The sequence below is a fragment of the Paenarthrobacter aromaticivorans genome (assembly GCF_019038615.1).
In the GTDB taxonomy this organism is placed as follows: Bacteria; Actinomycetota; Actinomycetes; order Actinomycetales; family Micrococcaceae; genus Arthrobacter; species Arthrobacter aromaticivorans.
The window spans coordinates 182,476-196,050 of record NZ_JAHOPC010000011.1 but is presented as its reverse complement, the minus strand read 5'-3'; the positions used below and the strand labels follow the sequence as shown (position 1 = coordinate 196,050).

Sequence of the window (13,575 nt, the reverse complement as noted above, 5' to 3'; positions counted from 1 at the left end):
CCCACCCCACATCCGCAAAGCCATCACCGCCCGCGACCAAGGCTGCGCCTTCCCCGACTGCACCATGCCCGCCCCCTGGTGCGAAGCCCACCACATCACCTACTGGTCACACGGCGGCACCACCTCCACCGACAACGGCACCCTGCTCTGCAGCCACCACCACCACCTCATCCACAAAGAAAACTGGACCATCACCATCACCACCACCACCGGCGTGCCCTGGTTCACCCCACCCCCACACATCGACCCCAAACAAACACCACGACGCAACCACCACCACACACCCCTCAAAACATAAAAGAGCCTCAAACAGGGAAAGGTCATGATGGGGTATCGAATGCTGCCTATTCGGCTGCCGTGAACTTGGCCTCAACAAACTTGAGTAGCGGACGGGAGTTCATGCAGACCAGATAGACCAGCAAGCCCGCAACAAACAGGATCAGCCAAGCAGTAGTGGCCATCAGCACGGATCCTGAAATAAAAATGATTCCGGCGCTGCCCAGGGACACCCGCCGCTGCGCACCCAGGGTGTAAAGAGAGAGCCGATAGATGTCGCTGCTACGGAAGGCGAACCGGGACAACAGGAGCAAAGCATTTACCGCAGCGGTAGCCACTAAGACTCCGATGCCCAACAACCCTATCCGGGCAGCGATCTGCACTGGGCTGGCTCCTGGGCCAGGTCCCAGGTTCCCGGGCAGGACACTCAGGTTGAAAGCAATGACCGCAAGGAGCGCGAGGTACGGAAGCCAAACCCCCAACGCCTGGCCAAAGTTACTGCGGTACGACTTCATAAAGTCGTGGAAAACTCCGGTGTCCTCGTGTGCAAGCAGCCGGTTGAAGGCGTAACAGGCAGCCACGAATGAAGGGCCTGCCAGGATCAGGGAAATCAACGCCAACGGCCCAATGACGCCAACCAGCACCGGAGTGAGCACCAGCAGCGCATTGACGAGAACCAGCAAAGCATCGCCAACCATGATGCCGTACACAGTTCCAGCTGCCTTGAACAAGGTCCCGGATCCAAACTCAGCTTTCGTGGCTGCCATCAGGACTACTTCTTGTCCGCGTAGGCCTTGTATGCCTTGTTTGCGAGCTCGACGTACTTACTCTGCCCCTTGCTGTCGAGCTCTTTGACGTACGCACCAAACTCGCTGACAGCACGCTGCCCGGTGATGAACTTGAGAGTGTTCTGCTTGACGTGGTCCTTGAGAGGGGTGAGCGCCAGCGTGGCCTGCTCACGATCGACGTCGTTGAAGGGCACAGGCGGTGCAACCGGGCGTGGCTTTTTGGATTTCATGGCCTCTTGGAACGCCAATTCCTCGTCGTTGAATGTGGAGTGCAGGAGTTCCGTCGAGCCGCCGTAGGCGAAGTTTCCTCCAGAGAATCCGTAGTCCACCCGCAGGTCCTTGGTGCCTGCGGGATTGAGACCCTGGAAGTTGATATCGGCCGCCAGCTTGCGTTTGCCGCCTTCCTTGGTAAAGGTTGTTCCCTCAACGCCCCACTTGCTGAATTCCTGGCCTGCATCGCTGTAGAACAACCAGTCGATGTATTGGATGAGAGCCACAAAGCTGTCCTTGTCTTTGACGGACGAGTTCAGCATGATGCCGTTTTCCAGGCGTGTGCCACCGATGACGTCGCCTGCAGGACCTCCCGGAACCGTGATCTTGCCGATCTCGAAGTTGCCCTTGCCCAGCGACTGTTCCATGGAGGTCCGGTAGGTGATGACATTCTGCGAATTGGCACTGATCACGAACGACTTACCGGAAACGAACTTTTGGATGGCAGAGTCGTCGGTTTGGGTGAAGCTCTCAGGATCCATCAGTCCTTCAGAAACCAGGGAGTTGAAGTAGGTCACGAGGTCCTTGAACTTCTCTGATCCTGCAGCAAAGCCGAACTCCTTCTTGTCCTGATCGAACAGGAGCCCATCCACCAGGCCCCAACCCGCGGCCGTGCCAAAGGTTGGTGCCGCGATGTTCAGCACACTGTCGCCTTTGAACCTGTCTGAGAAAGGCACGACGTCGGGATACGCCTTCTTGAGCGACCGCAGCACTTCACGGAACTCGTCCCATGTGGTGGGCTCAGCCAAGCCTTCCTTCTTCAGTACGTCCTTACGGAAGCACAGAGAATAATCCGGCCACAGTTCCTCGTGCAGTCCGGGAAGAACGTAGTACTTACCGTCTTCCTGGGTGAGGGCTTCGATCTCTGGTTCGAGCTTCCATTTCTTGACCTTCTCTTGGAAGTGCGGCATGAGTTCCACGTAATCGCTGACTGGCAGCACTGCCCCGGCAGACACAAAAGCGGCTTCCTGCCCGGGATAGGTCTTGGCGATGATCTCCGGAGCGCTGCCGGAACTGATGAGAAGGCTGCGTTTCTGCTCGTAATCACTGTTGGGAACGATGGTTGGTTCCAGCGTGACGTTGTTGTCGCTGGCCATCTTGGTAAAGAGCAGCCAGTCCTTCTTGTACGGATAGGTTGGCTGGTCGGAGAACAGGAAGGTGAAGGACAAGGGCGTCGTCGCCTTGAATGTGTCACCTACCTTGAAGCTATCCATCGCACCATTGCGGGACTTGGACGTATCAACCTTCTCAGCGGCTTCAGAATCGCAGCTGGTCATCATCAACCCGATGGTGACAACGGAAGCAAGGCCGAGGAAGTCTCTTCTGCGGAACTCTCGTTTGGCGATCATTGGATGTCCTTTCATAAGGGTTATTCCTTGACGGAACCGAGCATCACGCCCGAGAAGAAGTACTTCTGGACGAAGGGGTAGACACAAAGGATGGGAATGACGGTCAGCACGATGGTGACCGACTGGATGTTGGCCGCGATTTGGCCCACGTTTTCCGCGGTCCCGCCGGCCGAACCTGCAGTAGTGACGCCAGCGATCATGTTGCGGAGGTAGATGGTGACCGGAAAGAGGTCGGGATTATCCAGGTACAGGAAGGCCTGGAACCACGAGTTCCAGTTTGCGACCGCGTAGAACAGGACCATGGTGGCCACGATTGCCTTACTCAGTGGGAGCACCACCCGGAAGAGGATGCCGTATTGAGTGAGTCCGTCGATGGACGCCGCTTCTTCCAGCTCACGCGGCATGTTTTCGAAGAAGGACTTCATGATGAGCAGGTTGAACACGCTGATCGCATTCGGCAGGACCACAGCCCAGATTGAATCCCGCATGCCCAGCGAACTGATGAGCACGTAGTTGGGGATCAACCCGCCGTTGAAGAACATGGTGAAGACGGCGAGTCCAATGAAAACACTGCGGCCCTTGAGGTCTTTCTTGGCAATGGCGTAGGCGAATGAGGTGGTCAGCACCATTGAAATCGCGGTAGCCACCACCGTGTACAACAGGGTATTTCCGTAGTTGGTCCAGAACGTGGAGTCGGCCAGGATCAGTTTGTACGTCTCGGTGTTGAAGCCCATCGGGAACAGGTTGACCTGCCCTGCGTTGATGAACCCTTCGCTGGAGAACGACTGCGCGATGATGTTCAGGAACGGATAGACCGTTAGGAACACTACGAACAGCAGGAACACCAGGTTGAAAGCCCTGAAGATCCGCATTCCAGTGGAAACCCTCATGTCTTTCAGGAGGACACCGCCGGCAGCGCGAGGACGCAGAGAAGAAGCGGACTTGGTTGCTGTCTTGTTCACCACAAGCTCGTTCCTGCGAGGCGCTTGGATATCGCGTTCGCTGAGAGGATCAGCGTGAGGCCGATGACGGATTCAAACATTCCGATCGCCGCCGCATAGCTGAAGTTGCTGGATTCAAGGCCCACCCGGTACAGGTAGGTGGAGATAACGTCTGACGTTGCGTAGTTGAGCGGGTTATAGATGAGCAAGATCTTCTCGAAGCCCACTGCCATGAAAGTGCCGATGTTCAGGATCAGCAGCGTGATGATGGTCGGCCGGATGGCGGGCAGCGTCACGTGCCAGGTCTGTTGCCACCTGTTGGCGCCGTCGATCCTGGCCGCCTCGTACAGTGATTCGTCTACCCGGGTGAGTGCGGCCAGGTACAGGATCGCTCCCCAGCCCATGGTTTGCCACACCTCTGAGCTGATGTACATCGGCCGGAACCAGCCCGGATCCTGCGTGAAGTTCATTGTGTTGCCGAACAGCGATTCAGCGACCTGGTTCACCGTGCCAGTCATGGAGAAGTTCTGCAGGATCATCCCGGCGATGATCACCACTGACATGAAGTGCGGCAGGTAAGCCACAGTCTGCACGAACTTCTTGAACTTCTGGGACCGGAGCTCATTGAGCATCAGCGCGAAAATGATGGGCATCGGGAAACAGAACACCAACGTCAGGATGCCCAGGACGATCGTGTTCTGGAAGGCCTGCCAGAAGCTGGGGTCGTTGATGAAGAGGGTGATGTATTTGAAACCCACCCATTTCTCGCCGAAGATGCTGCCGCCAGGCTGAAATTGGCGGAAAGCAATGACGTTCCCGGCCATTGGCAAATACCTGAAAATGAGGAGGTATGCCAGTGGTAGCGCTAACAGTGTGTACAGACGCCAATCCCGTTTGAGCGCCAGCTTCCAGCTTCCAGGCTTGATGCGCCGCTTTTTCTGTTTGCTCGATTCAGCGCCCGGCACAACCTCGGGTGGAGCATCCAGCCTCAGTGCCATGGTTTTCCCGCCTTAGTTGTCGATTCTTCAAGGACCGAGACTTCTTCGAGGACCAGGACGCCGTTCGCTGGAAGTTCCACTTCCCCGCGAATCGGCTGTCCACTGATGCGGTCTATCCCGCCGTCGAGGACGTTCACCCGGGATGGCGCATCGTTGTGGTTGAGCACCAGGAGGAAACTTTTGGCGGCGTCGCCTGAACCGCCGGTGCCTGAACCGCCGGCATCATGACCCAGGTCAGCCGGATTCAAGGCAGTACGACGGCGGACCTGGACTCCCGTAGGCGCCGCTAGTTCCGGTTCCACGCCTGCGCTTCGAAGTTCGTCGTCGAGCAATTGTTTGAGCAGCCCGTCCTCGACGCGGGCCGAAATGTAAACCGCGGTTCCTTGCCCGAAACTGTTGCGCGTGATGGCAGGAGCTCCCGCGAGGCGCCCTGAAGAGTAACTGGCCAAGACGTCCGCCGTCTCGGCGTGCAAGTGCTCTGTCCAGTAACTCGCCGAGGAGGTACCGCCGTCGAGCGTGGAGAGCTTCACCTGTTCGCCGTCCCCGGCGAGTGGGTGCATTTCTTCGCTCCACGCGCCCAGCACGTTGCGGAGGGCGCCGGGGTAGCCACCCAAGCGGATTGTGTTGTCCTGGTCCACGATGCCGGAGAGGTAAGAGACCACCAGTCGGCCGCCGTCGGACACGTAGTTTTCGAACTTTTCGGCGGCGGCGTCCGTGAGCAAGTACGAGGCCGGCATGATCACCAGGCTGTACGCGGACAGCTCGCTGTTGGCATTGACGAAGTCCACCGTGATGTTGGCGTCGAACAGCGGGCGGTAGAAACGCAACACTTCCTCGGTGTAGTTCAGGTCCGAGCGCGGCGAGTTGCCCAGCTCCAATGCCCACCAACAGTCCCAATCGAACACAATCGCCACCTTGGCTGCGGACCGTGTGCCCGTGAGGCCGCCCAAGGATTTGAGTTCCTGGCCGAGTTCGCAAACCTCGCGGAAGATGCGGGTGTTCGGGCCAGCGTGGTTCACCATGGCCGAGTGGTAACGCTCGGTTCCACCCTTGGCCTGGCGCCACTGGAAGAAAAGAATCGAATCGGCACCCTGCGCGATGGCCTGGTAAGAGCCGAGCCGCATCTTGCCTGGAAGCTTGGAGACGTTGACGGACCACTGGCTCACAGCGCCAGTCGCTTGCTCCATGACCATCCACGGTTGTCCGTGACGCAAGGAACGCGTGAGGTCAAAGTTCAACGCGGCGGCGACGTGTGCATCATCTTCACGGGGATCCGGGTAGATATCCAGAGCTGCGGCGTCCTCCTGGGCGGCCCATGCCCAGTAGTCGTTGGTCTTGTAGAAGCGCATGAAATTAGTGACAATCGGCAGGTCCGGGCTGTGGCGCCTGAGGACGTCCCGTTCGGCCTTGAAGTGTTCCAGCATGCTGTCCGAGGTGAAGCGGTGAAAGTCCAGCCGTCGGGAAGGGTTGGACCACGTGCGGGGCTGCGCGGGAACGCGTACCTGGTTCCAGTCCGTGTAGATCTGGCCCCACACTGCAGTGCTCCATGCCTCGTTGAGCTCATCGAGCGATGAGTACTTTCTCCGTAGCCACTGTCGGAACGCCTTCTCGGCCCACGGCCCATACGAGGTAGGCCCGTATTCGTTTCCTACATGCCACATGCGCAGCGCAGGATGCTGTGCGTAGCGCTCCCCCATCTTTTCGGCGAGCGCCAAGGACTTTTCCCTATACACGGGGTGGGAGACGTCAAAGTGTTGGCGGGATCCGAAGCCGAACGTGGTTCCGTCGGGACGTTCCGGCATGATGTCCGGGTACTGCTCCACGAGCCACGCTGGCGGAACGGCATCCGGCGTCGCGAGATCCACTCCGATACCGTGCTGGTGCATCAGGTCCATGACGTCGTCCAGCCATTCGAAGTCGAAGACGGCGTCGCTGGTTTCCAGGCGGCTCCAAGAGAAAACAGCGAGGGTTACGAGATTCACCCCGGCCTGCTGCATGAGCTTTGCGTCCTCAAGCCAGACCTCGCGCGGCCACTGTTCAGGGTTGTAATCACCGCCGTAGGCGATGCCGCCCAGTTGTCGATGCAGTAGCTGCAGCCGCTTTTCAGCAGCCCGTAAGTCCTCAGGGTCGATGGTCATCTTTGTCCTTCGCTCGGCATTGGTCGTCCTGGAAACCACAGTGCGACACAGATCACAGAGAGAAAGTATCGTAAACTTTACGCAATAACAACAGCCACTAGCCGAAACTGGAGAGTAACTTATGGGCTGTTGTTGCAGCCAAAAATTAGGAAATCTCGGACTTTCAAACCTCTATGAAGCCGTAATGCCGCGCAAATAGAAGGCGATAGCTAGTTTTGTTTCCGATGAAAGTAAGAAACTATCGGACTTGAAATCAGCCCTACTCAGTACTCAACGCCCCAGCGCAGGGTGCAGATGCTCACTCTCAATCGCGACGCGGGCTTGAACTGCCGCCGCTTCGAGGGCATCAAAAACCGGTGCGCCCCGCAGGGTCGCAGCAAGGAAGCCGGCCATGAAAGCATCGCCGGCCCCGTTCGTATCCACGACGTCCGCGGGAACGGCTGGAACCTCATGCTGGGTGCCGTCCGCTTCCAAAGCGACCGCACCTTCCGCCCCGAGTGTGCAGACAGCCAAGCGAGGCCCCCGTGCAAGGCAGGAATGCATGAGCGCCCACGGATCGTCTGTCCTGTCGTCATTCATGAAAACCACACCGGCCGCACGCAGAAAGGGTGCATGGAACGCCGAGGATCCGTCGTAGTCATGAAGGTCCACCCATAAAGGCGTCTCGTGAACCTCTTCGCGCTCCAGCAGCATCACCCCAAATTCACTCAGGTCAATAACGGCAAGATCAGCGGCAGCCACTACGACGGCCGCCGTCGCGAGATCCTCCTCGGCCGGGGCGGACGGCACGGAGACGTAGAGCGATACGCGGCTGCCGTCGTCGGTCATGAGGTTGACGTGGCGCTCAGTTCGGTCGGAGGCAATCCTTTCTACGGTGACGCCGGCGTTGGTCAGTGCGCGCAGGATCCGCCCGCCGTCGTCGTCCGCTCCAAGTGGCGAGCACAAACGCACACCGATGCCCAGAGCGGCAAGGTGCACCGCTTTCCCCGCCGACGTTCCGCCGACTGTCTCCCAAGCGCGTCGCGCGAACTGCATGTGCGGGACGGGCTCGGGGAGGTGGTCCAGGAGGATGATCTGGTTCCACGAGGCCGGGCCGCAGACGGCAACGCTCGGAGTAGGAGGCATGCGACTATCCAAGCACGGTCAAATGCCCCCTCAGCGGAAACAAGACGGCAAGTCCAAAACCGTTGACACGTGACCAAATGGTCACCTATTCTGAACCCATGGACGCCGTGTTCAAAGCACTGGCAGACCCCACCCGGCGGGAGTTGCTCGATGAGCTGTTTCGCGAGGATGGGCAAACCCTCACCGCACTCGGAGCCCGGTTCGAGATGACCCGCTTCGGCATCGCCAAGCACCTCAAACTGTTGGAGGATGCCGGACTGGTGGTCACGCGCCGCCGAGGACGTGAAAAGCTGCATTTCCTGAACCCCGTCCCCATCAGGCTCATCCATGACCGCTGGGTGAGCAAATACGCAGAACCATGGGCCGCTGCACTCAGCGACCTCAAATCCAGATTGGAAAGTCCCATGGAAAAGATCTTCGAGATTTACATCAAAACCACCCCGGAACGGCTCTGGGAAGCCATCACCAACAGCGAAATCCGGAGCAAGTACCAGTTCGGTAACACGTTCACGGCGGACTGGACTCCCGGCGGCCGGTTTGAAATGCGGAACGTCAAAGCAGACGAGCCCCTGGGCGAAGGCGAGAACATCGAGGTCGATCCCCCGCGGCGGCTGGTCCAGACGATGCAAGCGTTGTGGGGCGAGGACGTCAAAGCGGAAGGAACGTCGCGGATCACCTGGGAAATCGAACCCGTGGGCGATTCGTGCCACCTCACCGTGACGCACGATCAGCTCCGCGAAGGCGCCAACGAACAGCTGTACGGCGGCTGGCCCATGATCCTCTCCGGGCTTAAGACGTGGCTCGAAACAGGCGAAACACTGACAACGCCCGGCTCGCTCATGTACGCCTAGGCACGTTAAACCACGACGACGGCGGGAGCTTCCCGCCGTCGTCGTCGCTATGTATTGCCTCCCGCCAGTTAGGCGACGGGAGCGGTGAGCTCCTCTTCCGAGAGCCAGGCCGCCTGCATGGTGCCCAGCAGGTGCGGCGCGAAGTCTTCGCCGATTTCCAGCACCACGCGGCACCGCGCACCGCGCTGGTCCGGGAAGCCGAGGTACTGTCCACGGAGGTCGCACACCGTCTGACCCCGGCTGGGACCGCTTGTTGTGTCAACCTCCACGCGAACGGTAGGCGCCAGGGTCAACTCCACTCCCCTGACGGCGATGGCTGCAGCCAGGGGATCGTGCATCGCCGAACAAGCGCGACCGAAGATATCCACATAGAACCCGAAGTAGTAGCCAAGCATCTCGCCGAGGGCCTGCGAAACGGGGTGCTCGGATGCCAGCAGCTCTTGGCGGTGGGTTTCCTCAAGGACGTTGGTCATGGTGACGTCCAACGGCACCAGCGTCACGTTCCACTCGGCGGCGAGTACTTCGGCCGCAGCCTCGGGGTCGTTGGCGATGTTGGCTTCAGCAACGGGAGTGATGTTTCCCGGGGCCAATGCGGCGCCGCCCATGATGGTAATTTCAGCGATGAGGTCCGGCAGCCTGGGCTCCAGCCGGAGTGCTTCGGCAATGTTCGTCAGCGGCCCGATCGCCACAACCCGAAGCGCCCCAGCATACTTGTGAGCCAGCTGCACCAGCAGTTCAGCAGCTGTTGCCTCAACGGGCTCACGATCCGACGGAGCCAGCTCCACCCCGCCGATTCCGTTATCGCCATGGACATGCGGCGCCCCACCGTGGAAGCTGCCGACCTGCGGATCGTGTGCACCGATCGCCACGGGGATGTCCGGATGCCCGGCCAGTTTGAGCAGGTCCAGTGTGTTCCGGGCACCACCGGCGGCGCTGATATTGCCGCTCACGGTGCCGATGCCCACGAGTTCCGCTCTCGGGGTTGCGAGCAGGTAGGCGAGGGCGAGGGCGTCGTCGATTCCCGTATCGCAGTCAAGGTAGAAGGGGGCGGCGGTGGGCTGGATCATCGTCTCTCGTTTCAGGTGTAGCGGAGTGTTGTGAAGAGGAACGGGGCGGAGGCGCGGTGCTGCGTACCGCCGTCGGGCGTTAGATCTTTTCGCCCTTGGGGGCTGTGATGAACAAGCTGACGAGGAAGGCGAGGACGGTGATGGACACCGAAATCCAGAGCGCCGTCGAGTACCCGGCCGCGGTGCCCTGACCGGCGAACGGTGCAACAACCACGACGCCGAGGCTCGCCCCGATGCCGAAGGAGGCGCCGTTGATTCCCGGCAGCGCGGCAGGTGCTTCCTTGGGCGAGAGCAGGACCGAGAGCCCGTTGATCGCAGTGAGGAAGAAGCCGTTGTAGAAGATGCCCAAGGCTGCGATCGCGATGAGGACCGCCACCTGGTTGTCGGCGAACAACGCAGCAGCAATGGCGCAGGCCAGGCTCGTGGCCGTGCCGACGCGCACCGTCTTGATCCAGCCACGGCGGTCGGCAATCCAGCCGGCGAGCGGGGCCGCGAACACGCCGATCAGGGCTGCCGGAGTCAGGAACAGCAATGCTGCGACCGAGGCCGGCAAGCCGAAGCCATTTTCCTTGTCCTGGCTAATCAGCACCACGGTGAAGTTGATGATGGCGAAGATTCCCGCGAGCGTCAGCACAGTGGTGACGATGACCGGCCATACCTGGCGCGAACGGAGGTGGTGGACTGCCACCAGGGGCGTGGAGCGCCTCTTCTCGATGAGCCAGAACGCGGCAAAGGAAACGATGCTACCGGCGAGCAGGCCAAGCGCGGCAGGTGAGACCCATCCGGCAGAGGAACCCGTTGAGACGAAGTAGGTGATGAAGACCAGGAACACGGACAGCGAACCTGCGCCCCACCAGTCCATCCGGCCCGGAGCGACAGCGGACTTCCCGCCCGGGACCACTTTGATGACGCAGACGACGGCGATCGCGGCCAGGGCGAGGACGGCAACAAAGATCGACTGGAAGCCGAGCGTTTCAGCCATGAGTCCACCAAAATAGCCGTCTACGCCGCCCACACCGCCGTTAATGGCGGCGATGATGCCGATGGACGTGCCGAAGAGTCGGGCAGGCAAGTATTCGTTGAGCACGATGTAGGAGAGCGCGAAGATGGCGCTCGAGACACCCTGCATGAAACGGCCTGCGACCAACAGCGGCAGGCTCGGAGCGAAGATGCACAACACCGTGCCAGCGCCCATGATGGCCAGGACCAGGAGCAGTGCAGTGCGGCGGCCGATGAAGTCGCTCCAGCGTCCAATCACCGGTCCGGAGATGGCGCCCGCAAGGAAGAACATGGACTGCACCTGGGCCACAGCCTCGGGCGTCTCGCCAAAAAAGGAACCAATGTGCGGGAGTGCCGGGGTGATCATGCTGGCGTTGAGCTGGAACGACAATACGGCCAGGACCAGCGTGGTGATCAACAGGACTGCCGCACGACCGCCGGGGCGGGTCTCCGCCGTCGCTTCTACGGCTTCGGAAGGCTGCGCCTCTACCGCCGTGTTGGGGATATTCACATCAAACTCCTTTGTCCGAGGGCGCAGGCGGCGCCACGAGATGTGAGTTGTTATACAAGCATGTATTACGAGCTTGTGCAACCTATCACATTTTTCCGGTACAGTGTCCGTAACCAAACCCAAGCGAGGCACCCTTGACCGACAATGCCGTCCAGTTCCTGTCCCGACCCATTGCGCCCCAACCCGGCCAGCCCTTGCGCGTTGCGGCATACTCACGCATCGCCGAGGCCATCAGGACGAAGCTCCTCCCTCCGGGCTCGCTGCTCCCCACCGAGACCGAGCTGGGCGTCATGATGGACGTCAGCCGCACCGTGATCCGGGAAGCGCTGATGTTGCTGGAGGAAGACGGACTCACCAGGGCACGGCGGGGAGTCGGACGATTCGTGGCTGATTCGCTGCCACGGATCGGCATCGAACACATCCGCCCGTTCGATCAACTCCTTGGCGGGCCGGACCAGGACATCCAGGTCAAGCGCGTTGCTGCGATCAAACAGCCGGCCTCCGAATTTGTTGCCCCCGGAATCGGCGTGGAACCGGGCCAGGACGTCTGGTTCTGGGAAAGCGTGCTGATCCGCAATGGCGAGCCCGTGGCACACCTGCAGGAAAACGTGGCACAAAGCATCCCCGAAGCCGAGGCACTCTCAGAAGCAGCGGAGGCTCCCACCCTTTCGGCTTCCACCCTTTTGGAAGTCCTCAGCGGCTTTCCGGGGGCGTCGCTTGGCCCTGGCGAATGCGAAATCAGCTTGAGTACCGCAGGTCCCAGCCGCGCCAAGTTGCTGGATCTTCGGCCGTCTGAACCGGTTCTGGTCCTCACCCAATACGTCCGCCGCAAGGGTTCCCCGTTCTACCTGGCCAAATGCCTCGTGGCCGCAAAAGCCGGGCACCTCTCCGTCATCCAGTCCTCCTGAATCCTCCCGAAAAGGTCCCTCCATGAGCTCCTCCCCTCAGTCTTCCGCGCCCATTTTGGCTCCGGCGAGCACCGCGCTCACGGTTGTAGGCAGCATCAACCTCGACATCGCAGCTACCGCCAGCCGTCTCCCGACGCCGGGCGAAACCGTGGGCGGCGCCGTCCTCCGCCAACAGCCCGGCGGCAAGGGCGCCAACCAAGCCGTGGCTGCAGCCCGGCTCGCTGGCGCTTCCCGCATGGTGGGGGCGGTAGGCCGGGACGAAGCAGGCCGGAGCCTCCTCGAAGCAATGGCAAGTGCCGGCGTCGACGTTCAGGACATCGCGCAAGTGGACGCCGCGACGGGGACAGCCCTGGTCCTGGTGGACAGCGAAGGCGAAAACCAGATTGTTGTGTGCCCGGGCGCGAACGGGGAAGTGACTGTGGACGGCGTCTCCTTCGCGGAGGAAGAGGCAGTCCTCTGCCAACTCGAAGTTGACCAGGACGTGGTGCTGGAAGCCGCCCGCCGAACCAAAGGCTATTTTGCCCTCAACGCAGCGCCTGCTGCGCCCATCATTCCGGAGCTCCTGGAACGCTGCGACCTGGTGATCGTGAACGAGACCGAGTACGCCCTGATCCCTGCCCTTCGCACGGCACCCCTGGTTGCCGTGACGTATGGGGGCGAGGGCTCGGCGATCTTTGAGCATGGCGAACGCGTGGCCGAAGCTCCCGCGGTTCGGGTCACGGAGATCGCGAACACGATCGGAGCGGGCGACGCCTTCTGCGCAGCGCTGGTCTTGGCCCTCCGCTCCGGACTTGAGCACAGCCATGCTCTGGCTGTGGCCAACGCCGTGGGTGCGGATGCTGTCCGGGATGCTTCGTCACAGCCTGCGTTGAAGTCGTTGGAGCACTACGTTGAGGCGACGCGCACGTCTTTGGCGGTCTGACCTTTCGCGGCCTGATCTTTCGCGGCCTGACCTTTCGAGCCTGGCTAGGCCCGGTTAGCCCACGATCCGGAACTCGTCGAACTCCCCGGTCGCATCGGAGACGTCGAACTCCATATTCTCAATCCGACCAGGTGCCCGCGCGGAACGGAGCCAACTCACCAGTGCCTCGGCATCGGATACCGGTCCCTCGGCAACCAATTGCACGGATCCGTCGCGATTATTCCGGACCGTCCCCCTCAGCATTAGCTCATCCGCTTTGCGGGCCGTCCAGTAGCGGAACCCCACGCCTTGGACCACGCCGGTGATGCGGGCAGTGATCCGTACTTCGTCATCGGCAGAGCGGTTTTCCAGCGACTCAGTCATGGACCCAATCTAGCCCGGCACACCTGCGATGCCGAGTGGGGAGCCCAACGAAACCCGCCCTTGTTCGCA

13 protein-coding genes are annotated in these 13,575 nt (G+C 60.7%); 4 read left to right on the top strand and 9 right to left on the bottom strand.

Annotated features, from left to right (window positions below):
- Positions 1-298: HNH endonuclease signature motif containing protein (locus KSW38_RS17360; protein WP_216926167.1), on the top strand; the 298-nt coding region annotated here is incomplete at its 5' end.
- Positions 299-344: 46 nt separating this feature from the next.
- On the opposite strand, the gene KSW38_RS17355 is transcribed toward KSW38_RS17360, so the two are convergent.
- From KSW38_RS17355 to KSW38_RS17330, 6 genes are all read right to left on the bottom strand, one after another.
- Positions 345-1,043, bottom strand: a complete 699-nt coding sequence (locus KSW38_RS17355; protein ID WP_216926166.1) for a YesL family protein — start codon at positions 1,041-1,043, stop codon at positions 345-347.
- 5 nt (positions 1,044-1,048) lie between these two features.
- Positions 1,049-2,698 (bottom strand): ABC transporter substrate-binding protein, encoded by a 1,650-nt coding sequence (locus tag KSW38_RS17350; protein ID WP_216926165.1) that lies wholly within the window; start codon positions 2,696-2,698, stop codon positions 1,049-1,051.
- Positions 2,699-2,703: 5 nt separating this feature from the next.
- Positions 2,704-3,573, bottom strand: a complete 870-nt coding sequence (locus KSW38_RS17345; protein ID WP_216926184.1) for a carbohydrate ABC transporter permease — start codon at positions 3,571-3,573, stop codon at positions 2,704-2,706.
- 68 nt (positions 3,574-3,641) lie between these two features.
- Positions 3,642-4,622: an ABC transporter permease gene (locus KSW38_RS17340; protein ID WP_216926164.1), complete on the bottom strand. Its 981-nt coding sequence runs from the start codon at positions 4,620-4,622 to the stop codon at positions 3,642-3,644.
- Complete coding sequence (locus KSW38_RS17335; protein ID WP_216926163.1) at positions 4,613-6,760, bottom strand: beta-galactosidase; 2,148 nt, start codon at positions 6,758-6,760, stop codon at positions 4,613-4,615. The genes KSW38_RS17340 and KSW38_RS17335 overlap by 10 nt, the downstream gene beginning before the upstream one ends.
- A gap of 270 nt (positions 6,761-7,030) precedes the next feature.
- Positions 7,031-7,885, bottom strand: a complete 855-nt coding sequence (locus KSW38_RS17330; RefSeq protein WP_216926162.1) for a carbohydrate kinase family protein — start codon at positions 7,883-7,885, stop codon at positions 7,031-7,033.
- Between the two features lie 98 nt (positions 7,886-7,983).
- On the opposite strand from KSW38_RS17330, the gene KSW38_RS17325 reads away from it, so the two are divergent.
- Positions 7,984-8,736, top strand: coding sequence for an ArsR/SmtB family transcription factor (locus KSW38_RS17325; protein WP_216926161.1), 753 nt, complete (start codon positions 7,984-7,986; stop codon positions 8,734-8,736).
- Positions 8,737-8,804: 68 nt separating this feature from the next.
- Here KSW38_RS17325 and KSW38_RS17320 read toward each other — a convergent pair whose 3' ends face one another.
- Positions 8,805-9,803 carry a nucleoside hydrolase gene (locus KSW38_RS17320; RefSeq protein ID WP_216926160.1) on the bottom strand — a complete coding sequence of 333 codons (999 nt, stop codon included), beginning with the start codon at positions 9,801-9,803 and terminating at the stop codon, positions 8,805-8,807.
- Between the two features lie 79 nt (positions 9,804-9,882).
- Entirely contained in the window at positions 9,883-11,313 is a 1,431-nt protein-coding gene (locus KSW38_RS17315; RefSeq protein WP_216926159.1) for an MFS transporter, read from the bottom strand.
- A gap of 134 nt (positions 11,314-11,447) precedes the next feature.
- On the opposite strand from KSW38_RS17315, the gene KSW38_RS17310 reads away from it, so the two are divergent.
- Together KSW38_RS17310 and KSW38_RS17305 are read left to right on the top strand one after the other, a co-directional pair.
- The gene (locus KSW38_RS17310; RefSeq protein ID WP_216926158.1) at positions 11,448-12,221 is read left to right on the top strand and encodes a GntR family transcriptional regulator; all 774 of its coding nucleotides are present in this window, start codon (positions 11,448-11,450) and stop codon (positions 12,219-12,221) included.
- Between the two features lie 22 nt (positions 12,222-12,243).
- Complete coding sequence (locus KSW38_RS17305; protein ID WP_216926157.1) at positions 12,244-13,143, top strand: ribokinase; 900 nt, start codon at positions 12,244-12,246, stop codon at positions 13,141-13,143.
- A gap of 54 nt (positions 13,144-13,197) precedes the next feature.
- On the opposite strand, the gene KSW38_RS17300 is transcribed toward KSW38_RS17305, so the two are convergent.
- Positions 13,198-13,506 (bottom strand): acylphosphatase, encoded by a 309-nt coding sequence (locus KSW38_RS17300; RefSeq protein ID WP_216926156.1) that lies wholly within the window; start codon positions 13,504-13,506, stop codon positions 13,198-13,200.
- Between the last annotated feature and the right edge of the window lie 69 nt (positions 13,507-13,575).